This window comes from Streptomyces sp. NBC_00490, assembly GCF_036013645.1.
GTDB classification, from domain to species: domain Bacteria; phylum Actinomycetota; class Actinomycetes; order Streptomycetales; family Streptomycetaceae; genus Streptomyces; species Streptomyces canus_F.
The window spans coordinates 10,448,422-10,468,406 of record NZ_CP107869.1; the positions used below are offsets into that span (position 1 = coordinate 10,448,422).

The window sequence follows — 19,985 nt, forward strand, 5'->3', positions numbered from 1 at the left end:
CTTGACGCTTATGGTCCGTAGTCGAACATGGCCTCGAACTTGCTGGCGTTTTCGGCTGGCTGCCGGACGTGAGAGCCGCTTTCGCCTGATCCTGTGCTCCGTCACAGAGGCACTTGACCAGTGCGAAGGCCGTAGCCATGGGTCTGCTGCAGCGGGATGTCCCGCAGGATGCGTCTGCTGAACTGTCATGCTTCCAGATGGAGTTCTATGCCTGCCTGGCCCAGCGACCCGACGCCTTGTTCGAGCTGAGTGACGCCCTGCTCTGTGTGGACGGCCCGGTAAGGACGTTGGTCGAGCTGAAGTCCGGCTGGAGTACCTAGTGCTTTGTTCCGAGGCAGGCTGAGCCGAAAGACCGATCCGTTTCCGTGCGGGCGCTCCTAGGGTGATCTGCATGAGCGACGCAGCGCACAAGACCTCCAGCGACCGCGCGATGGACGTGGTCCGGGGCTACGTGGACCACGACGGCGGCGCGGTCCGTGAGGCGCTGGACAGTCTGGACACGGCCGGCTCCTTGGAGGTGTACGCGATCTTGAACAGCCTGGTGCGCTCCACCATCAGCATCATGGAGCTGACCGGCAGGCCGTTCGGGCTGGAGGACCTGGTTCGGCAGGCCGACGATGTCGCCACAGTTGCCCCGCTCCACTACGAACTCGCCGTGTCTGAGGCGACGCGAGCGTGGGCTCGCGGTGACCAATCGGCGATACGCGCGGTTTCGTGCCGGGACCTGACCGGGGCCGTGCACATCACGGCCGTGGGCGTCGTCGTTCTGGGGCTGGCGCTGTGGGGCAGGACCGGATTCCTTGACGTTCTCGCGGAGTTCCATGAGGCAGCGACCGCGCTCACGGAGGAATGGCCCTCCGGCGCCTGACCGCTCAAAGCGGCGCCCCGGCCTCCAAGATCCTCGTCGGCTTCGTCGTCGGTGCCCACCTGCCTGCGAAGCCGGCGAGAACCTCCACCGAGGACGGAATATGAACCTCGGATCCCCGCTGGCTGCCCTGTTCCCCGGCGCCTCGGGCCCGCTGCTCACTGCCTTCGTCGGCTATCACAGCGCCGACGCGGTGGGGCCGCTGCCTCTCGACGAGCTGTCCAAGAACGACGCGGTGAAGTCGGCCCAGCTGGAAGCGGCACTCTTCCGGCTCGGCCCGCTCGGCCTCGTCGCGCCCAGGCGCAGAGGCCCAGCCACACATCTCGCGCCCGGCCATTCGCCCGGGGCTCCCTACCTCAGCTGGCAGACCTGCGCGACGCTGTCATCGACATGGTCGACAGGCATCCCTCGAACCGGCACCGGACTACCTGGCCGTGAACGGTGCCGTCGTCGAGGGAACAGCCAAGCGTCCCGCGGACGTACTGGAGCTGATCGTCGTACCTCCGCCGACCGCCCAGGCCGACTGGCACGGCGACCTTCGTGATCCACCGCATCGCCCAGGACAATGAAGAGCCAGGACAATGAAGAGGCGGAGGCCATGGGTGAGCCGAACGCCGTGCGCGTCTCCTCGCGTGACAACGGAGGAGCGTTCATCGTTCGTCGGAGCCGGTCACCCGTCGTACCAGATCCGACCATGTGCTCTGTAGGCGGGCGGTGGTGACCTGGTCGTCGTTGCGCAGGTGGTCGAGGGTCTCCAGGTCCACGAAGGCGAGCAGGGCGTGGGCGAGCATGGTGTGGTCGCCCACGACTCCCGCCTCCCGCAGCAGCGAGGTGACGTGGTGGCGGAAGGCCCGGCCGTAGGGCGACGTCCGGCGGCGCTCGATGGGGACCCGACGGCCCAGCGCCGGGCCCAGGTCCGTCTCGTCCGCGACGCGCTCGATCAGAGCACAGCCGAAGGCCGTCAGCCGGTCCTGCGCCGATACTCCCGGCCCCAGAGGGGGCGGACCTGAGGTGTATGCGTCATAGAACTCCGCCTCGACGTCGTCGAGCAGAGCCAGCAGAAGTCCGTCGCGGTCGCCGAACCGGCGGAAGAGCGTGCCCTTGCCCACCCCGGCGACCTGCGCGACCTCGTGCATCGTCACGTGCTCGGCGCCCTGCTCGGCCACCAGCCAGGCAGCCGCTTCCAACAGCCGGGCACGGTTGCGGACGGCGTCGGCACGCTCCCCCTGAAACTCGCCCGACAGCTCGGTCATCTATCGCTCCGCGGTACAACATCGACGTATACGCATCCACCCTCGATCCGCACCGGATACACCGGGACGGGCCGCGTGGCCGGCGGGTCGAGCGGCTTGCCGGTGCGCAGGTCGAAGCGGGAGCCGTGCAGCCAGCACTCGACCGTGCACCCATCCACCTCTCCTTCGGAGAGCGAGACCGCACTGTGCGAGCACACGTCGTGGATCGCGAACACCTCATCCCCGGTCAGGACCAGCGAGACCGGCACGCCCTCCACCTCGAACCGCCGGGCGACGCCCTTCTCCAATACGTCGAACGTGCAGAGATAGGCGTAGCCGTCGGTGGGCATCGAACTCCTCGTGTGCGTCCAAATAGCGATCATCTGCTCCACCGGGGTCATCGGTCGGACATGGAGCGTCACGCGCGTGATCGTGGCTCACCGCCCACGCTAGCGACGTGGCCGGGCGTGGAAACCCGCCCTCGGCCCGATCCGACCTCAGCACATGGACCTAGGGCTGGCCGCATACACTGCTCGGAGGCCGGTGAACTCGGCGCGCCGAGGTGGTGATCCACCCCGCCACCATGGCGCCGCCTCCGCCGCCGTGAGAACCCGACGGCTTTCGGCTGACTACACGACGTTGGCACTAGGGACTGTCTTCAGTTGCGATCAATCGGCTTCAGGAGACTGCTGATCCAGATGGTCGCTGCGCGGAGATGCAGCCCGGCGAGGTAGCTCTCGGGCTTCTTGTCGTAGCGGGTCGCGATACCCCGCCAGTCCTTCATCTTGTTGATGGCCCGCTCGACAGTGTTGCGGTCGCGGTACAGAACGGTGTCGTGGGTGACGGGCCTGCCGCCACGGCTGCCCTTCTTCCTTCGGTTGGCGGCTTGGTCCTTCTTCTCGGGAATGACCGCCTGGATGCGGCGTTTGCGCAGATGGGCGCGATTGGCGCGGGAGGAGTAGGCCTTATCGCCGGCTACGGCGGCCGGCCGGGTGCGGGGACGGCCGACGGGCAGGCGGACCCGCACCTTGTTCAGGACGGGGATGAACTGGGGGCTGTCGGCGGCCTGCCCGGCGGTCAGAAGGAGTGCCATCGGCCGGCAGTGTCGGTCGGCGGCCAGGTGGATCTTGCTGGTCAGCCCGCCGCGGGACCGCCCGAGCAGGGCGGCCTTCAGCCGGGCTCGCCGTCTGCGGCGGACGCGTCGGCGTTCGGCGCGACCCGGATCGCTTTCGCTGTCCTGTCCGCCTTGTTCCTCGGACGGTCCCCTTTTTGCGAGGCCGCCTCCTCCAGCGCTGCCAAGGTCTGTTCACTGACCCGCATGCCGGCCGCATCATGATGAGCCCGTGCGGTGGTGGAGTCCACGCTGACCAGCGACATGTCGATTTCGTCCCGGCGGGCGGCCTCGGCGATCGCCTCCTCCAGCAGGGCCCCAAAGACGCCCGCGTCGCGCCAACGCATGAAGCGGTTGTAGACGGTCTGCCAGGCGCCGAACCGCTCGGGCATCTCCCGCCACTGACTGCCGGTCCGGAACCGCCAGATCACCCCCTCGAACTGCTCGCGCAGCCGCTCGGGGTATGGGCCGAACCTGCCGACCGGCAGATGCGGCCCGATGAACTCCCATTCACTGTCAGTGAGTTGTGCACGCGTCACAACACAGTCCTACCGGACCGACACCCGATCTCGGGCTTGATCACAACTAAAGACAATCCCTAAAGGCGCGCCGGTCCCGGAGGTACAGCAGGTCGGGGTTGTAGACCCTCAGCAGCTCGAGCTCCTCCTCGGTTGCCGGCGCCTCCCAGGCGACGTCGCCCGCGACCTCGACCGGCCAGCCCGTGCGCGACCGAATCAGCGCTATCGCCGCCTCGACGTCGTCGCCCGCGGCCGGCAGCAGCGCGGTGACTACGAAGCGTGTGTCCTGGCGCTCCAGGATGCACAGGTCACTCACGATCGTCGACACCCACTTGCCACACGAGGAATCTCCGAACGTTCGTGACGCCCGAGAGCTGCCCCTGCTCGAACCGGTCGGCAGGTGGGGGCTGGCGAACCGGTGAACTGCCCATGGGGGACCAGCAGTCCGCAGGCCTCACACTGTTGAGGCCCTTCGCGCAGACCACGCCGTAGGCGCGAAGGGCCTCAACTCCCGGCCGCCGGCGAAATCGTATGGGACTCGGACGTCCGCACTGCCAACACTGTCCCCGATCAGCGCGCCTGACCGTCTACAGTTCCACAAGATCTTTCTGTCCATGCAGCTTGAGGCTGGTCCGCGTGGGGTGTCTCGTCCCCGACGAGCGTGCCATGCCGGGCGGGAGGGCGGCCTACGAGCCTGCGGACCTGTATCTTCCGCAGCACAGGGATGAACGAGGGCCGTCTACAGCCTGGCCCGCAGTCCGTGCGAACGCCGACGCCATGTGCGGGCGGCGGCAAGGCAAGTCAATCAAGTCCGCAAGTTTGTGAGCTGGGTGAACGACGGTGCATGTGGCAGACGGCGACGGGGTCAGCGGGCCGACCGGGGCGACCCCGTGACGTCAGCCGCTCACCGCCCGCAGGGCTCCGGGCCTGCGGCCGTTGAGGCGGTCGAGCGCGGTGGCCGTGGCTTCGTCGGCAGGGAAGTGCACCACCAGGCGCTGGCCCTCGTCCGAGAACGTGAGCGTCTCGTACGACAGGCGCAGGCGGCCCGCCTCGGGGTGGTCGACGAGGTCGGTCCCGAATCGGGTGGGCAGGGCCGGGACGGCGAGCCGGTCGCTGAACGGCGCCCCCACCGTCGCGGTCAACTCCTCCGCGAGGGCGGTTACATACGGGTCGTGCGGTGAGGCTTCGTTGCGCAGATGGGCGACCTGCTCGTCGGCCAGCCTGTCCCATCCCGGGTACACCGCGCGGGCCCGGGCATCGGTGAACAGGTACCGCATCATGTTGGGCGGGTCGCCGTCGAGCAGGCCGAGCGGGCGGGCGTACCGCTCGTAGCCCTGAGTGCAGGCCACGATGTCACCGATCCAGTTGAGCAGGACGGCCGGTGCGGGCTCCAGGCGGTCGAGCAGCGCCTGGACGGTGGGGCGCACTGTACGTACCGGCGGTACGGTGACCGACTGACACACCACCTTGGCGTCGCCGTGGTCCTTGGCCAGCCGGTGCAACAGGAGACGGTCCGCGTGCGACAGGCGCAGGGCGTCGCCGAGGGCGCCGAGGACCTGGGGCGAGGGGTTGCGGTCGCGGCCTTGTTCGAGCCGGGTGAGGTACTCGATGCTGATGCCGGCGAGGGTGGCCAGCTCGGCCCGGCGCAGCCCCGGCGTGCGGCGGCGCAGGCCCGCGGGCAAACCCACCTCGGCGGGGGTGACAGCTTCACGGCGGGCGCGCAGGAAGATGCCCAACTCGTTGTCGTTCACCTGCCGAACCGTACAACGCCTGCCGTCGCGGAGGATGGCCCCGTCACTACTACCCTTCGCCCGGCCTCCCTCACCCGCCCCGAAGCTCGCACGATGAAGCCATGAGCAATGAAAACTCCGCGAACACCACCGCCGCTTCCGTCGCCGCGCTGCCCCTCTCCCCGGGCGACTGGGAACTCGACCCCTTCCACTCGGCGGTCAACTTCACCATCCGCCACCTCGGAATCGCCAAGGTGCGCGGCCGGTTCACCGAGTTCAAGACCGGGCTGTCCGTCGGCGAGAGCCTCGACGACGTGCGGGTGAGCGCCGAGATCGCCCTCGCCTCCATCGACACCGGCAACTCCGACCGCGACGCGCACACCCGCTCCGCCGAACTGCTCGACGTGGAGAAGCGGCCGACGATGACGTTCCGCTCAACTCGGGTGTCCGGAGAGGGCGAGGACTGGACGATGGCGGGAGACCTGACCATCGGAGACGTCACCCGCCCGGTCACGCTCGTCGTGGAGTTCGGCGGGGTGGTGGACTCCCCCATGGACCAGAGGAAGCACGCCGGGTTCGAGGCATCGGGCGAGATCCGACGCAGCGACTTCGGACTGGACTTCGGCGCCGGGCTCCTCGGCGATGCCGTCAAGCTTCACCTGGATATGCAGTTCGTCGGACCGCAGGGCCAAAACGGCTGACCGAAGACAAGCCGCGCCTCACTGGGAGTCACCGTGGGCACGGCCCGTCTTCGGTCGGCGTCGTCAGGGCTTGGCACGTTCTGTTCCCGCTCCGGAGCCACGCCGCCGCTTGCTCGGGGTCGGTCGTGGTCGGGCACAGCGACCACGGCGCCGCCAGACCCTCATCGAGGAACAACACCTGAAGCGCGGCGTGCTGTTCGCTGAACGGGCGCCTGGTCAGATCCGAGCCGTGCACGCGCAGCTGGTCGAACGCGACCAGCTGGGCCCGGAACTCGGTCGCCGCGCGGGCCGCGGCCGTGCCGCGGTGGTGCATGCGCTGCTGGTGACGCTCGAACGCGAGCCGGCCCGCCTCCCACACGATGCGCTCGCAGTCGAGTGCCGTATCGTCCGGCAGCCGGCGGACGGCCTCCTCGATCTCCGGGAATGCCCGGGCCAGGTCGCTGCCGTTGCGGCTGCGGACGGCGACGCGGCCATCTGCCCACCGGCCGGCCAGTGCGCGGTAGCCGTCCCACTTGGGCTGCGCCGCCCAGCCCGCGGTCAACGCCGGGTCGTTGACCGGTACGGCGCGCATCGGTTCGGGCAGCGACCATGCGGGGGACGGTGAGGACATAGTCGACCTCTTCCACCACCGCAGCTGCGGCGCTGCATGCCGTCTGCCAGACGGCCGGGAAGTGCGCGCGCCCGCGCGAGGGTTGGAGACCGTCGTGCACGGGTCCTTCGCGGCGGCTATGCGCCAGTGGCAGAGCGGTTCGCCGCCGCTTTCCACTGCAGTACTACGTCGACGCCGGGTGATCAAGCTTGGCGTTCTGCGAGGTGGCGTTGCAGTTCGAGATGGCGGAACTGATATACCGCTCCCACCTGTCGTAGCACGCCTCGTTGTTCGTGGGCATCGGCCAGGAAACTCATGAGACGCCAGGGCACACGCCCCGATAGTGCCAGGGCGACCCGTGCTACCAGGAATTCCAGCCACACAGACCGTGTGAGTCCGAGGATGAGCCCGACCACGAGCCCTGACGCGAGACCGAACGGGAGTCCGAACGTGACCGCGACCGCGAGCCCCATCTTGTTTCCTCCGTTCAAGAGGTCGAGCACGAGTCCGAGCGCAAGTGCGCCAGTGAGGCCGCTTGTGAGCGTCGTGGTCAAGAACGTGCGCCGGTCCCGAGCGAGGACCGCATAGGGTCCCACCGCCTTGTCCAGGTCGGGGGGTAGCGACCTGAGCCCGCCCATCAGCCCGCCCGCGAGTCCCGCCGCGAGCCCGACGGCGAGCCCGTTCGCGAGCCCGGCGGTGAGCCCGAACAGCAGCCCGAAGGCAAGCCCGGCGGTGAGCCCGGTGACAAGCCAGGAGGTCCCTCTCCAGCTCCAGCGGAGCCCTGCACTGGGGTTTCTGTCTCTTCTGAAAAGGGTGATGCATGCTGCTACTACTGCGCACGGGAGTCCGAAGAGGAGACCGAACCAGAACCCGGTACGTGTGAAACCGATCGTGAGCCCGACTCTGTCTCCGCCGCCTGCCATGTAGATGGGCCCGAAGCCGAGCACGTTCGCGAGCCCGAACCCGAAGCCGAACGAGAACTCGAACGCGCACCAGGCTGCGAGTCCGGCTGTGAGCCCCACGGCGAACGCGGATCGGCGTCTGGGGAGAGCTGTGCGGAGGTGCCACCAGGCGAGGTTGGGCGTGCCGTTGAGGCCGTGCTGCAGGTGGCCGGCAAGAAGGGTGAGGGTGCCCTCGGCCTGCTGGGCGCTGTAGAGCGGGGACGGGGGACCGTGAGGGTGGGGGCGGTAGGCGGAGGCAATGAAGGCGGCGAACAGGTGGGTGTCGATGTCCTCCCGGGTGGGGAAGCAGGCTTCGTCGAGGAGTTCGTCGGGGTGGCCGAGGCCGGCCAGGTTCTCGTCGGGGCGGGGGTTGTAGATGGTGCGGGCCAGGAACAGCCCGAGCGGGGTGCTGAGCGCTTGAGCTGCGGGGCTGCCAGTGCCCAGCGAAGCCGTGACCCGGCTCCAGCGGGCCGCGGCTGCAGTACCGGAGCCTCCGGCGTCGCGCTCCAGGTAGGCAGCCGCTTTCGCGGCATCCAGCGGGAGAAGGCGGATGCCGGCAGCTCCGTTGAGGAGGATGCTCGTACCCGCTGGTGGCGTCAGCGCGTGGCGGTACTCGTCGGTGCGGCTGGAGAGCACCAGAGGTTGCCCGGCCGGTAGTACCCGGTTGATGGCATCCAGCGCCTGGGAGCGCACCGCGTCGGGGAGTTCGTCCAGGCCGTCCAGGACGGGCAGGATCAGCCGCTGCTCAAGCAGAGAGCGTGCCTGAGTCCAGGGGCTGTGCCCTGGGGGACTCGCGGGGGCGGGAGTACGCAGCGCGGGGTGGTCTCGCGCGAGCTGGTCGGCCATCCATGGGAACAGATCCTGGTGGGCGGGGTCCCACGACGCCAGCGGGAACAGGACCGGTAAGGGGCCGCCGGGCTGTCGGTGGTCGAGCAGAGCAAGAAGGAAGCGGATCAGCAGCATGGTCTTGCCCGTGCCGGGCTCACCGATGATCACTAGGCGGCGGGTGGGAACGCGCTCGAATACCTGAGCAATCTCGACCCCCTGACCAGCGAGCTCCGTTGGGCAGGCAGCCCACAGGGAGCCGGTGGACGGCTGCCCCGCCCACGTCTGTGCCAACTCGTTTAGGTGGGGCCATGCCTCGACCAGCTCTGCGTCGGCCGCTTCCCATGCCACCGGCAGAGGGAAAGGATCGTTGAGGCGGCGTACCTGCGCCTCGGCCTCCCACTGCTGGCGTACCACTGGGGCGAGTTGGTCGGCCAGCTCTTCCAGCGGGGCTAGCGCCTGTTCTCTCTTGCCGAGGTGGAGCACCGCGATCACTGCGGCGGGCAGCGCCAGCAGACCGGTGAATGCCGACACCACGGTGGCCGGATCCCAGAGCTGGTGCCCACGCGTGATGTACCACGCCAAAAATACTGTTGTCAGGACCACATGCAGCGGTCCAACCCACCTCGGTACACGTCCCACAAGGTGAGCATGCTGGACCGGGGCAGCTTCCCCAGGGTGTTCGCCACGTATCACCCGCAGGGGTTACCCCAAGACGGGTGACAGGCGGCCGCGATGGTCCGCAGCACGCGGCCGTGGCTGGTCAGAAACGTCCACCGGCTGCCCTGATGATCCATGGCGTCAACTGTCCCTTCCCGCCCGAGCGGATAGGTGTTGAGGAATACCGGAAATCCTCATCACCCATTCTGGTAGCCGTGGCCAGTCGTTGCTGTGGATCTGGCCTGCGGGTGCTGACGTGCAGGGACCTTTCCCATCAGGTTCTCGTCGGCGCAGGCACTCCACGACGGTCGCCGGACTATCAGGGGTACCAGTTGTCGTTCCAGGCCGGGTGGAGTTCGTAGGGCAGCGCGAGGGCCTTCATGGACTGGAAGGCAAGGAGCGAGTCCCATGGCCGGTGCGGCCCGAGGTCCTGTTCCCGCGTCATCCTCTGCAGGGCGTGGTTGAGGATCTGGCGGCGCAGGGCGTCGTGGTGGCGGATCCGGGCAGGTCAGGGGCTCGTCACCTGACAGGCTCACAAGGAGAGGACATGCCAAGCGGTTACCCCTTGGGGATGCGCTGGATGGGAGAGTCCTCGGCCAGGCCGTTCGCAGCATGCAACTGCGGCGCGTCGTTGCCGGTTTCGGAGGCGAGGTCGTGGCCGAGGGCTTTGGCGGCGATGAGGTCGTCGTCGCAGGGCAGGCCGCGGTCGAGCATGTCGACGGCGTGATAGGTGAGGATCCTGGCCGTGATCGCCCGGGCGGACATGTGGCCGAGCCGTTCTCGTATGACGCTGAGGTCGGCGAGTGTGCCCTGGTAGCGAGGGCGGCTGCTGACGTATCGGGTTGTCAGGGATACCGCGGCCTCGCGCAACCCGAGGGAGAGCGCGGTGTGGTAGGGCCGCCCGTACAAGATGCTGCTGGACTGGGCGACCTCGAAGCCCTGTCCCACGTCCCCGAGGACGTCGCTGGGCTGGACCCGTACGCGGTCGAAGGCGATCTGGCCGAAGCTGAAGCCGTGCAGCCCGCGTTTGCTGGTGTGTCGCATCACTGTCACGCCGCGCTGGTCGCCCCAGACCAGGAACGCCGTCAGCGCCTGGGAGGTGCGGGTACCAGGCGGCGCGGTCCGGGCGACGACCATGCTGAGCGCCAGCCCCGCTCGCGGAGGACTTCGGCATCGAGGTGCCCGAGACCTGACGCTACGGTGGCCGAGTTGTCACGGCCGCCCGCGTTCGCCGGGGTGCTGGCCTGGAGCGAGCTGGACAACCGGCCCTGGCACCGGGCGCTGCGCGGACTCGGGCTCGCATGGTGGCGGCTGGGCGAGAACACGAAGGCAGCTGCCGTGTTCGGCAACGGCCCTCTATGACCACCCCCGACGACAACCAGAGCATCCGCACCCTGATCGGACCGGTGCTGGCGGGCGCTCCGTGGCACGCTGATGAGCCCTGAGCCCTGAGCCCTGAGCCCTGAGCCCCACGCCCGACACCAGCCCGGCCGAGATCGCACCTGGCTGCACTCTGTTTCAATATCTACGAGTGCCCCGCGCCCAGACAATCTTGGGATGCTGGCACCACGTCCACGGTCTGCTCGAACAGGGCGTGGGCCTACTCGATGCGCCCGCCGCCGGCAACAATGGCATCGGCTCACGGCAGCACCAACTCACTGCAGACCACGGCCTGGGGCTGAATACGGACCGGCACACAACGGTCATCAGGCGGAGCTGTCGGGCCGACAGCCCGTACTGAAGCGCTCCTGTCGGAGCGCCGTGCGCGGGCGCGAGGAGGACTCGGTACCGACACACCGGGGATGCCCTAACAAGTGACCTACGTCCCCTGGCGCGGAGAGGACGCTTCCGGAACCGATTAGGCGGCGCCGCCGGTGCGTTCCTGCGCTCGGAACCGAGAGGAACTGAGGTGGTCGGAGATTGCCTGTGATGCTGGCGGTCCGGCTGCGAGTACGCGGACAGCCTGGCTCTCAGGCTTCTCTGCTCCGGGAGTCCTTCCAAAGGCACGCTTGCCCGCCCCGTAGGCGACGAGCCGCTCGACACGGCCGTTGTACCGCAGCGCGCTCTGGGAGTACTCGATCAGCTTCGCCCGCTGGGCATCTGTCATGTGGTGGATGCTCGGCAGGGCGGCGACCAGCATTTGTGTCGGCAGAGCTGTCGGTGATCTCTCCTCCGCGATCTCCAAGGCCACGGCCAGTTCCATATCGACTGCACGGAGCGCCGCTACCTCGGCGCCCAGCTGCTCCTGCCGGCTCTCGCGTGCCACTCGGCGGAAGGACCAGTAGCCGCCGCCCACGGCGGCCGCGGCACCTATGGCTGCTGATCCCAGCGAGGTCAAGATCTCGACTGTATCCATGACAGCCCTTCTCCTTCCGCCTTTTGGACCGTCCCCGGTTCGAATGGTGACCCCGGACAGTCCGGGCTACTGGCTGAGTTCGATGTGCAGGTGATTGTCATGGCCCGGGAAGTGGCGGACGTCGGTGATCTCCGCGTCGTTGAACAGGATTCTGCGGACCGACCCCTGGGCCAGGAGGGTCTCGACCAAGGTGCGGGTGCTCTCCCGGCTGTAGCGGGGATCGCCGATGGACACCGGGCCGCGGGCGTTGTCGGTACGCAGCGGGCGCAGGTCGACATGACGGCCGGCGCGGTGGGTGCTGTGCGGAGGCATGGTGCCGCCCTGCTGGAAGCTGATGTCGCCGACCCCGACCTCGAGTCCCGCTCGGTGCAGGGCGGCCGTGGTGGACGTCAGCAGCTGGAGCATGGCGTCGGTGCCGTACTGGCGGTCCGGGGAGGAGTACGCGTAGTGGCCGTTACCACGGGCGGGGAATTGGGTGAGGCGGAGGCCATCGGCCGGCCCGGCGGCGGTCGTGGGGTCGCTGCGGGGCGGTCCTGCTCGGTCCCGGGCCGCAGCTTCGAGTCGGCGCAGGGTCTGCCCGCCGGGGTCCACGCGTCCGTCCGGGTTGCGTAGGAAGCCCGCCTGGTAGTCGGTGATGGCCTGGCGTGTGTCCGGGCCGCACACGCCGTCGACGGCCAGACTCGTGTGGGCCGCTCGGTTGAGGAGGTCCTGCACGATACGGACGTCGGCGGGCGCGTTGGTGCCGCCGATGCCGACGCTCGCGGTGAGTGAAGAGGCCGTTGTCGTCATCGGGTACCTCGGGCGGTGCGGGGCGGGGGGCGCCGGGTCGGCTGGGGCGGGGTGAGGAGGTAGCGGCTGTCGTGGCCGGTCCTGCGTACCTGGACGGTCCCATCGTCGGCGAGTCCGGCCAGCACCGCCGCCACCGCCTCGGCGCTGCTGCGCGTCGAGCGGGCCAGCACGGACACGGACGCCGCCCGGCGACCGCGGCGGCGCAGTTCGGTGAGGACGGCCGCGCGGACTGCATCGGTCGCGGGCGTGGCGGGCCTGGGGCCGGGTGGACGGATCGTTGCGGCATCGCGTTCGACCGCGTCCGCCACCGGCACGCCCGGCACGGGCGGGTCCGTGGCACCGGGGGCGAGTGCGGCGAGGCGCCGCATCACCTCGACGTACGGCTGGAGCATCGCGTAGATCCGCCCCGCGCACAGCGCGATCTGTTCGAACCCGGCCATCACCGTCGGATCAACGGCAGGATCGGCGGACTGACCGGCCGGCTGTTCGACGGACAACCGCTGGGCGAACAGCACTTCGGCCATCCGCCGGTAGGCCGCCGTTCCGGCGGGGAAGCCGGCGGTTTCCAGCGCGCGCTCGAGATGGCCTAGCGCCTGTGCCGCGGCACGGGTGCTCTGCGCGATGTTGTCCACGTCGTGCCGGTCCGCCGCCGGCGTCATGGCCGTTTGTTCTTCGCGGGCTGTGTGACCGTCAGTTCCGTGAGATCGAGCAAGCGTTCAAGGCCGAGAGGCAGTTGTGTGCTCTCTACCGTGACCTCCACTTCGACGCCCGCCGTCTCCCGGGTCTCGCGGGTCGTCCGGCTCCGGGGGACGAAGCCCTTGAGGACGACCTGCTGCGGCGCCAGGTCGCCCAGGGGGCGAGCCACGGCGCGCGCGTCCTCCGGCGGCTTCTCGACCGATGTCTCCGTGATGTCGTACCGGAAGGACACCTTGGAGCTGCGCACGGTGAGCGTCGGGATCGCCACCATGGCGAGGAGCGGGACCTCCAGAACGAACTCCGCGGGCTGCTGGTTCTCGTCGAGCTTGGTGTACCGGACGGTCACCGTGCGGAAGCGCTCCTCCCCGTCGTCGCCGTGCACCAGCCCGATCTGTTCGATCAGCGCCAGTGTGCTGGCCGTCGCCTCACGCTGGCCGTTGACGACCGCCGAGAGAAGGGCGCCCAGAAGCTGGTCAAGCCCGAGGGTGGACAGGTCGCGAATGGGCATGGCTCAGGGCTCCGTTCGAGTGGCGAGGTCGATGAACTCCTCGACATCGGCCAGTGAGACGGTCAGTTCAAGCTGCTGCAGCGTCTCCACGGGCCGTTCCTGAAGCCGGTCCGCGCTCACTTCGACCTCGACCCGGGAACGCAACGCCTGTTCGGCCGCGGCCCATTGGCGTACCCGCTCCGCGAACGGGCCTGCCCGCCGGGCGAGTTCCTGGCGTATCTCGTCCTTCCAGCGGATCTTGGCGAGCCGGTCCCGCGCCGCGGGCGGCAGAGCGCCGATCCGCTCGGCTACCTGTGCCAGCGTCGCATCGGCCAAGGGGGTGGTGTCCCCGCCCACCGCACGGTCCAGTTCGGCCTCGCCGACCGGGATCGGGTTTTTGCGGACCGCGTCCTGAAGCAGCCGTACGACCTCCTCCAGACCGGCGTCCGGGTGGGCGGTGCTCAACAGTGGCAGCACGCGATCGCGGATAACGGCGTTCCACAACCGACCGGCCCGGACCCGGTCCGGCCGCACAGGCTCGGGCACCGTGACGTCCGTGACCAGGAACCGCAGCCGTACCGTCAGGTCGGCCACGGTGACCCGCGGCACGGAGAACGACGCGAGCACCGGGTCCTCGCGGTAAGCCTCCACGGCCTGTGCGGTGAGCGCGTCGGCGGCCAGCCGCGCCCGCAGCACATCGGTGAGCAGGCCACCGAGCACTTCTCCCAGCTTGGGCACCGCCCGTCTCCCCGGGCTACGCCGGGCCGGGCTTCGGCTGTTCCTGAATGGCCTGTTCGAGGATGTCGAGCATCCGGGACAGTCCCGCCGGCATCTCGTCCTGCACGGCCCTGACGTGAATCTGCATGGCGTACTCGCGCTGCTGTCGCTCGGTGCTGGCCGCCTTCTGGTTGTATGTCGCCGACACGCGGGCTTCGATCTTGATCGGGCTCCAGAAGGAGCTGTAGCTGCCCTTGACCTCTGTGTCGAGGTTGAAAGTCGAACTCGTCTTCCGCTCGATGGAGTCCGTCAGCTTGGCGTTGAAGTCGATCGTCATCTCGTCGATCCGGATGTACGGGATCGGGGTGATCGCCAGGAACGGCACGGTCAGTGAGAACTCGTCGAGTTCGTCGTTTTCGCCCTTCTTCCGGTAACTGAAGGTCACCGAACGGAGTTCACCGGCGTCCGCGTCCTTGTCGGGGTCGGTGAAGACCAGATCCTGATCGTCGCCGCCGAAGTCGGGCTGTTTGAAGCCGACCTTGTGGATGAACTCGATCGTCGACTGTGCGGCGAGTGCCTGGGCCTCGACGGCAGCCTTCAAAGGGGCGCCGATGAGTTGTGAGAAGGGTATTTGCTGGAGTTCTTCGACAGCGCGAGACATGGATCCCCCGTTTTCTTGCTGTGTACTGCGCAGGTGTGCACGGCATACGTAAGAACGGAGGATGGACGCCGTCAACGCGGACGGAGTGCCTCCCCGGTAAAACCAATGCGCAGGGACCGGCCCGTTCGAGCCATCTGGCGTACCGCGTACAGGCAGCACCAGTGAGCGGTTCCGCAAGGGTTGTCCGAAGTCGGAGGGTGTCCACGGCCGGGGATACTGGCGGCCCTATGGGCCCTTGCAGTCGTACCCAGTTCGCATGACCACACGGACACCATCCACCAAGCTGCGGCACCGGGTGCGGTTGTGCCCGACATCGTTGAGCGGAAGACGTTCAATCTGGCCGTGAGGCCCTCAGGGAGCACGGGGGGGCATACGCGAGCCCTGCGATGTGCTTTTGCCACAGATCGCGGGTCAGGGCGCTCCCGGTTGCTCGGCAGATCCGTTCGACGTTGCGATCGGTGTCCGTGTCCCACAATCGCATGGTGGCGTCGCTGCTGGCGCTCGCGAGGGTGCGTCCGTCGGAGCTGTAGGCCAGGGACTCGACGCTGCCAGTGTGGCCGACGAGCGGTTGTCCTCGAGGTACCGGATGCACAGGATTGGACAGGTCCCACAGCCACACCTCGCCATTATCGCTCCCGCTCGTCAGGGTGTGACCGTCAGGGCTGAAGGCCACGCTCTGGACGGCATCGGTGGGGCCGGTCAGCGGTCCGCCGCGGGCGACGGGGCGGGATATGCCCTTTAGGTCCCACAGGCGCACGGTCCGATCCAGGCCGACGCTGGCGAGGGTGCGTCCGTCCGGGCTGAAGGCGATTTCCTCCACCAGGCCGGTGTGGCCAGTGAGCGGCTTGCCGCGCGCAACCACTTCGGACGGACCGGATACATCCCACACCTGGATGCCCGAGCCTTCGGCGGACACGAGCGTAAGGCCGTCGGGGCTGAAGGCCACGGAAGCCAGGGCGTGGATGGTGTCGATCGGCTCGCGCGCGATGGGGTGGACGGGATCAGCTACGTTCCAGAGATGAAGTCCGCCGTTCAGGCCGCCGCCGGCGAGTGTGTCCCCGTCGGGACTGAACGCCACCGAATAGACCAGCCCTCCCAGGTCGAGGGGTTGGCCGAGGGCGCGTATGCGAGCGGGGTCCGAGACGTCCCACAGTCGCACCGTCCCGCTCGTGCCGCCCGTTGCCAGAACACTGCCGTCGTGGTTGAACGCCAGGGCCTTGACGTTGCTGTCGCCGGTTTCCAAGAGGCGGCCCAGTCGCGCAGGGCGAGTCGAATCGCTGACCCGCCACAATCGAACACCGCCCTGGCCCGCCTCGGCCAGCACGTTGTCGTCCGGGCTGAACGCCACTGCTGTGACCCCTGAGAGGGGACCGCTCACCACGCTCGACGGCAGTTGCCACAGCAGGATCCGGTGATCCTCGCCAGCCGTGGTCAGCGTGCGCCCGTCCGGGCTGAAAGCAACGGCGCTGACCGGCGCGGTGTGCCCGGCGAGGGGCAGACCCAGGGGTCGGGCGTGCGACGGATCGAGCAGGTTCCACAACCGGATCGTTCCGTCGTGGCTGCCACTTGCGAGGGTCTGGCCGTCGGGGGCGAAGGCCAGCGATTGAACGACGCCGGAGTGGCCGGTCAGGGATGATCCCAACTGCTTGGGGCGGGATGGGTCGCGGACATCCCACATGCGGGTGGAGAAGTCCCAGGAGGCGCCGACCAGACGGCGCCCGTCTCGGCTGAAAGCAAGGGCGCCGGCGTAGTCGCCCTCGACGTCCAGCACCTTGATCCGTCGCGGTGAGAGCGGGTCCACGACGTTCCACAGATCAAGGCCGTCGTCCAGACCGAAGGCCAGGGTCCTTCCGTCAGGGCTGAAAGCAACCGACTTCACGAAGGCTTCGGCGCCAGCCTTGAGGCGCCCCATCGGCTGAGGGCCGAGAGTACCGTCGAGCAGCCACAACTGGACCGCGCCGAATCCCGAGACAGCCAGGATCCGCTCGTCCGGGCTGAACGCTACAGCCCCGTACAGCGGGCCGACAGCGTCTTCCAGTAGCGTTCCCACGGCCAGCGGCGCGTCCGGATCGGTGACGTTCCAGAGCCGCACCGTGTTGTCCCAGGCGGCTGTGGCCAGCAGGCGGCCACTCGGGCTGAAGGCCACCGACTGGACCTCGTCGGTGTGGCCGGTCAGAGGGTGCCCGCGGGTCACCGGCCGGGTCGGATCGCTCACGTCCCACAGCCGTACGGATTTGTCGTTGCCGACGCTGGCAAGCGTCTTGCCGTCCGGGCTGTAGGCAATGGAAGTGACGATGTCGGTGTGCCCGGTGAGCGGCGTGTACAAGGGGCGGCCCACGTCGTTCATCAGATGCATCTCGACGGTGCGGTCGTCCGGCTTCATACGCGTGGCGACCAGGTCGAGTTGAGCTCCGACGGAAATCTCCGTACTCCTCATCCGGTCGGCTTCGGCCGTGATCTGCTTGTACAACGCCGCATTGCGCTGCGTCTGTGCTGTACCCCGTTGTTGGAAGGCGACGACAGCGGCGGAGGAGGCTGCCGCGAGCATCACCAGCAGGACGGCGATCACTGCACGCTTCAGGCGTACAGCGCGACGTGCGTGACGGCGCGAGGTGTTGAGGAACTCGGTAGCGACAGAGGTCAGTTCGGGCCGGCCGCGGCTTCCGGCCCAGGCGTTCGACGCGGCCAGCCTGCTTCCGCGATACAGCATGCCAGTATCGCGGTGAGCCCGGTCCCAGTCAGCGGCTGCCTCTTCGAGCTCCTGGCGGACGAGGTGGGTGGCGCGGTCCGTATCGATCCACTGGCGTAATCGTGGCCAGGCCCGCAGCAGTACTTCGTGGGTAATCGCGATCGTGTCCGCTTCTTGGGTCAGCAGACGGCCATCGGTGAAGATGTCGATGATTGCGGCGGTGGCGGGGGACGCCGCGCCGTGGTCCACCAGGTCACCGTAGGACAGTCGACGGCGGGTGTCGTCGGTGCCGTCACCGATTCTGATCAGGCGCAGGAAGAGGGAGCGTGCCGCTTCCTGGCCAGCGGGGTCGAGGTCGGCGAACCGGCGCTCCGCGGTGGTGGCGACGGCGTGGGCGATCCCCCCAGTGGCCTGGTAGCCCCCCACGGTGAGGAAGCCCCCCTGCCTCTGCTGCCAGGTGGCCCGCAGGGCGTGCGCCAGCAAAGGCAGCCGCCCGGCCTCGTATGCGCTCGTAGTGCTGCTCTCGGAGGGCACGGCGCCGTTCGACGTCCGACCACCGATGGATCCTCCCAGGTCCCGCAGCAGTACGTCGACCAGCCCCGGCTCGACCTCCAGGCCCACCGACTGCGCCGGATAGAGGATCGCCTCGCGTATCTCGGTGACCGACATGGGCCCCACAACGATGTGGCTGTCCCGCAGCGCGGCGAGTAGCTGGGGGTAGTTCGTGCACGGTGTGTAGAAGTCCGATCGCAGGCCGAAGACGAGCACGGCGATCAGTCCTTCATGGGACAGCCCCGACAGGAGAGCGAGGAAGGAGAGGCGTTCCTCCTCGCTCGTGCACAAGGTGAACAGCTCCTCCAACTGGTCGACCACGATCACGAACCGTCCGGGCGTCCCGTGCCCGCTCCAGGGCGGTGACGTCATGACTTGGTGCAGCAACGCGCCGCATGCAGCCGGCCCGGCCCGCAGGGTCTCCATCATGCGGCCAGGTCGGACACCGGTACTCGCGGTGAGTGCTGTCGCCAGGGCTGTCACCGGGTGGGCCGTGGGGGTGAGGAGCAGCCGCGGCCAGTGCGCCGCCCCCGGTAGGGCGCCGCGGGCGATTGCGGCCAGCAGTCCGGCTCTGAGCAGGGACGACTTACCCGCGCCCGATGGAGCGATCACGGCGAGTGGATCACCACCCGGCAACCGCTCGTCCAGCCGGACGAGCAGTTCCGCGATCAGCGCGTCGCGTCCGAAAAACCACCGGGCCTGCTGCGGACCGAATGCGACCAACCCCGGATAAGGGCATTCGTCCGAGACTGCTTTGCTCTCCGCACGTCGGGCCGAGCGCACCCCGTCCACGTAGTGGATGTGCAGATCCCGTTCCGAGACGTACAAGTCCCTGCGAGCCTGATAGATCCGCGACTCGCCGGCCGCTTCGGCACGCAGGTGAACCTGTTCACTCCCCGCGTTCGCGCGAGGGTCGCGGGGCAGGGTCATCGCTCCGTGATGTGCTGGTCCCGGCCAGCCTGGTAGACCCGCCCGCTGCCGGAGGCCTTGGCCTTCATCACCAGCGCCTCGACTCGCGTCTGTTCCACCTGGGCGAGCGCCGGGGTGAGCCGGTCGTCCAGCAGGGCCCGCAGTTCTTCCGCCACAGCCGGGTTCGCTTGCATCAGCGACTGCAGGCGGATCTGCCAGTCCGCCACCATGACCTGCTCGGTGTCATCGTCTCCGGCCTGACGGGCGGCCAGCAACTGGGGACGAGCCTCGACGAGCTCCGTGTCGATCACCTCGGCCTGCTCCGGACGCGCTCTGCGCCAGAGGCTGACCAGAGTGTTCCTGGCTTCCTGCCAGACATCGGTGGCCATCGCTCCCACCAAAGCCGTACCCGCTGCCAATGCGAGTGGATCCATCGCACGCCCCCTGCCGCACAGACTTTGCCGAGCAAGCTAGCGGCACGTGTCCGGGCCCGGCGGTTGCGGTACTTAAGTCCATCTCCGGGTGCGCATACCTACATACGGCATCATGGCGCGGTTCCGTAGGCGGCGTACGGAGTACTGGCGAGTCTGTGCGCTGCTCCCGACACGGCGCAACCGCACAATGACTACGCCCCGTAGCGGTCGCCTCGGGGCTACCTCGACGACCCGGCGTGTGGCACGTCCGTGTTGGGCGATGACTTCGCCGCACAACTCGGCGTCCTTGTGGCCGCGGCCGCCAGCGCGTGGCGAGAACTGGGCCCGCCCCTGTCCGAGGGCGCAGGGGTGGTCGCGGTAAGGGGAGAGGACCACTTTCGTGAGTGGTTGTGCGAAGCGGTTGCGGTTCCGGCGGCCGAGCGGGGCGCCCGGGCGCGAACGGCCACGCTGCTGTTCTCTGGGCGGTGCGCGGGCAGCGACTCATGATCAGGACGACGACGTGGTCGAGTAGTTCCTAGTGGCG

Annotated in this window: 19 protein-coding genes and 2 pseudogenes; 4 read left to right on the forward strand and 17 right to left on the reverse strand. The window is 68.5% G+C overall.

Translation table 11 applies throughout. The annotated features are described in order from the left end of the window. Positions 1-137: 137 nt before the first annotated feature. Positions 138-299 (forward strand): annotated as a pseudogene (locus tag OG381_RS47865) (NF041680 family putative transposase); the annotation flags it as partial. A 92-nt stretch (positions 300-391) separates the two neighbouring features. After that, entirely contained in the window at positions 392-868 is a 477-nt protein-coding gene (locus tag OG381_RS47870) for a hypothetical protein (protein WP_327722258.1), read from the forward strand. A 647-nt stretch (positions 869-1,515) separates the two neighbouring features. Here the strand turns inward: OG381_RS47870 and OG381_RS47875 are convergent. From OG381_RS47875 to OG381_RS47895, 5 genes and pseudogenes are all read right to left on the reverse strand, one after another. Beyond that, positions 1,516-2,118: a TetR/AcrR family transcriptional regulator gene (locus OG381_RS47875; protein ID WP_327722259.1), complete on the reverse strand. Its 603-nt coding sequence runs from the start codon at positions 2,116-2,118 to the stop codon at positions 1,516-1,518. Beyond that, positions 2,115-2,447: a non-heme iron oxygenase ferredoxin subunit gene (locus OG381_RS47880; RefSeq protein ID WP_327722757.1), complete on the reverse strand. Its 333-nt coding sequence runs from the start codon at positions 2,445-2,447 to the stop codon at positions 2,115-2,117. The genes OG381_RS47875 and OG381_RS47880 overlap by 4 nt, the downstream gene beginning before the upstream one ends. Before the next feature lie 308 nt (positions 2,448-2,755). Further along, a pseudogene (locus tag OG381_RS47885) lies at positions 2,756-3,747 on the reverse strand (IS5 family transposase). A gap of 46 nt (positions 3,748-3,793) precedes the next feature. Then, positions 3,794-4,054, reverse strand: coding sequence for a hypothetical protein (locus OG381_RS47890; protein WP_327722260.1), 261 nt, complete (start codon positions 4,052-4,054; stop codon positions 3,794-3,796). A gap of 568 nt (positions 4,055-4,622) precedes the next feature. After that, entirely contained in the window at positions 4,623-5,477 is an 855-nt protein-coding gene (locus OG381_RS47895; protein WP_327722261.1) for a helix-turn-helix transcriptional regulator, read from the reverse strand. A 101-nt stretch (positions 5,478-5,578) separates the two neighbouring features. Between OG381_RS47895 and OG381_RS47900 the strand changes: the two genes are divergently transcribed. Beyond that, positions 5,579-6,157, forward strand: a complete 579-nt coding sequence (locus OG381_RS47900; protein WP_327722262.1) for a YceI family protein — start codon at positions 5,579-5,581, stop codon at positions 6,155-6,157. Between the two features lie 28 nt (positions 6,158-6,185). Here the strand turns inward: OG381_RS47900 and OG381_RS47905 are convergent, their stop codons facing one another. The 4 genes from OG381_RS47905 to OG381_RS47920 all read right to left on the reverse strand — a co-directional run bounded on the left by OG381_RS47905 (position 6,186) and on the right by OG381_RS47920 (position 10,309). Next, the gene (locus OG381_RS47905) at positions 6,186-6,767 is read right to left on the reverse strand and encodes an ATP-dependent DNA ligase (protein ID WP_327722263.1); all 582 of its coding nucleotides are present in this window, start codon (positions 6,765-6,767) and stop codon (positions 6,186-6,188) included. A 182-nt stretch (positions 6,768-6,949) separates the two neighbouring features. After that, positions 6,950-9,097 carry an NACHT domain-containing protein gene (locus OG381_RS47910; RefSeq protein ID WP_327722264.1) on the reverse strand — a complete coding sequence of 716 codons (2,148 nt, stop codon included), beginning with the start codon at positions 9,095-9,097 and terminating at the stop codon, positions 6,950-6,952. 394 nt (positions 9,098-9,491) lie between these two features. Continuing rightward, positions 9,492-9,617, reverse strand: a complete 126-nt coding sequence (locus OG381_RS47915) for a hypothetical protein (protein ID WP_327722265.1) — start codon at positions 9,615-9,617, stop codon at positions 9,492-9,494. Between the two features lie 113 nt (positions 9,618-9,730). Beyond that, entirely contained in the window at positions 9,731-10,309 is a 579-nt protein-coding gene (locus tag OG381_RS47920) for an acyl-CoA dehydrogenase (protein WP_327722266.1), read from the reverse strand. A 72-nt stretch (positions 10,310-10,381) separates the two neighbouring features. Here OG381_RS47920 and OG381_RS47925 point away from each other — a divergent pair, with 72 nt between their 5' ends. Beyond that, complete coding sequence (locus OG381_RS47925; RefSeq protein ID WP_327722267.1) at positions 10,382-10,534, forward strand: hypothetical protein; 153 nt, start codon at positions 10,382-10,384, stop codon at positions 10,532-10,534. Positions 10,535-11,030: 496 nt separating this feature from the next. Here OG381_RS47925 and OG381_RS47930 read toward each other — a convergent pair whose 3' ends face one another. The 8 genes from OG381_RS47930 to OG381_RS47965 form a co-directional block, all read right to left on the reverse strand. Continuing rightward, positions 11,031-11,528: a hypothetical protein gene (locus tag OG381_RS47930; protein ID WP_327722268.1), complete on the reverse strand. Its 498-nt coding sequence runs from the start codon at positions 11,526-11,528 to the stop codon at positions 11,031-11,033. Between the two features lie 66 nt (positions 11,529-11,594). Continuing rightward, on the reverse strand, positions 11,595-12,317 hold the full coding sequence (locus OG381_RS47935) for a peptidoglycan-binding domain-containing protein (RefSeq protein ID WP_327722269.1): 723 nt from the start codon (positions 12,315-12,317) through the stop codon (positions 11,595-11,597). After that, the gene (locus OG381_RS47940; protein WP_327722270.1) at positions 12,314-12,976 is read right to left on the reverse strand and encodes a hypothetical protein; all 663 of its coding nucleotides are present in this window, start codon (positions 12,974-12,976) and stop codon (positions 12,314-12,316) included. The genes OG381_RS47935 and OG381_RS47940 overlap by 4 nt, the downstream gene beginning before the upstream one ends. Then, on the reverse strand, positions 12,973-13,521 hold the full coding sequence (locus tag OG381_RS47945; RefSeq protein WP_327722271.1) for a DUF2589 domain-containing protein: 549 nt from the start codon (positions 13,519-13,521) through the stop codon (positions 12,973-12,975). The genes OG381_RS47940 and OG381_RS47945 overlap by 4 nt, the downstream gene beginning before the upstream one ends. A gap of 3 nt (positions 13,522-13,524) precedes the next feature. Beyond that, on the reverse strand, positions 13,525-14,238 hold the full coding sequence (locus OG381_RS47950) for a hypothetical protein (protein ID WP_327722272.1): 714 nt from the start codon (positions 14,236-14,238) through the stop codon (positions 13,525-13,527). 16 nt (positions 14,239-14,254) lie between these two features. Next, the gene (locus OG381_RS47955) at positions 14,255-14,878 is read right to left on the reverse strand and encodes a DUF2589 domain-containing protein (RefSeq protein ID WP_327722273.1); all 624 of its coding nucleotides are present in this window, start codon (positions 14,876-14,878) and stop codon (positions 14,255-14,257) included. Between the two features lie 331 nt (positions 14,879-15,209). Then, on the reverse strand, positions 15,210-19,049 hold the full coding sequence (locus OG381_RS47960) for a WD40 repeat domain-containing protein (RefSeq protein ID WP_327722274.1): 3,840 nt from the start codon (positions 19,047-19,049) through the stop codon (positions 15,210-15,212). Beyond that, positions 19,046-19,417, reverse strand: a complete 372-nt coding sequence (locus OG381_RS47965; RefSeq protein ID WP_327722275.1) for a hypothetical protein — start codon at positions 19,415-19,417, stop codon at positions 19,046-19,048. Before OG381_RS47965 ends, OG381_RS47960 begins: the two co-directional genes overlap by 4 nt. Positions 19,418-19,985 lie beyond the last annotated feature (568 nt).

Bases quoted from the DNA above. Each gene is read 5' to 3' on its own strand.
- OG381_RS47880 (WP_327722757.1), bottom strand. From the start codon at position 2,447: ATGCCCACCGACGGCTACGCCTATCTCTGCACGTTCGACGTATTGGAG.
- OG381_RS47930 (WP_327722268.1), bottom strand. From the start codon at position 11,528: ATGGATACAGTCGAGATCTTGACCTCGCTGGGATCAGCAGCCATAGGT.
- OG381_RS47900 (WP_327722262.1), top strand. From the start codon at position 5,579: ATGAGCAATGAAAACTCCGCGAACACCACCGCCGCTTCCGTCGCCGCG.
- OG381_RS47940 (WP_327722270.1), bottom strand. From the start codon at position 12,976: ATGACGCCGGCGGCGGACCGGCACGACGTGGACAACATCGCGCAGAGC.
- OG381_RS47945 (WP_327722271.1), bottom strand. From the start codon at position 13,521: ATGCCCATTCGCGACCTGTCCACCCTCGGGCTTGACCAGCTTCTGGGC.
- OG381_RS47965 (WP_327722275.1), bottom strand. From the start codon at position 19,417: ATGGCCACCGATGTCTGGCAGGAAGCCAGGAACACTCTGGTCAGCCTC.
- OG381_RS47875 (WP_327722259.1), bottom strand. From the start codon at position 2,118: ATGACCGAGCTGTCGGGCGAGTTTCAGGGGGAGCGTGCCGACGCCGTC.
- OG381_RS47935 (WP_327722269.1), bottom strand. From the start codon at position 12,317: ATGACGACAACGGCCTCTTCACTCACCGCGAGCGTCGGCATCGGCGGC.
- OG381_RS47920 (WP_327722266.1), bottom strand. From the start codon at position 10,309: ATGGTCGTCGCCCGGACCGCGCCGCCTGGTACCCGCACCTCCCAGGCG.
- OG381_RS47955 (WP_327722273.1), bottom strand. From the start codon at position 14,878: ATGTCTCGCGCTGTCGAAGAACTCCAGCAAATACCCTTCTCACAACTC.
- OG381_RS47870 (WP_327722258.1), top strand. From the start codon at position 392: ATGAGCGACGCAGCGCACAAGACCTCCAGCGACCGCGCGATGGACGTG.
- OG381_RS47960 (WP_327722274.1), bottom strand. From the start codon at position 19,049: ATGACCCTGCCCCGCGACCCTCGCGCGAACGCGGGGAGTGAACAGGTT.
- OG381_RS47915 (WP_327722265.1), bottom strand. From the start codon at position 9,617: ATGACGCGGGAACAGGACCTCGGGCCGCACCGGCCATGGGACTCGCTC.
- OG381_RS47905 (WP_327722263.1), bottom strand. From the start codon at position 6,767: ATGTCCTCACCGTCCCCCGCATGGTCGCTGCCCGAACCGATGCGCGCC.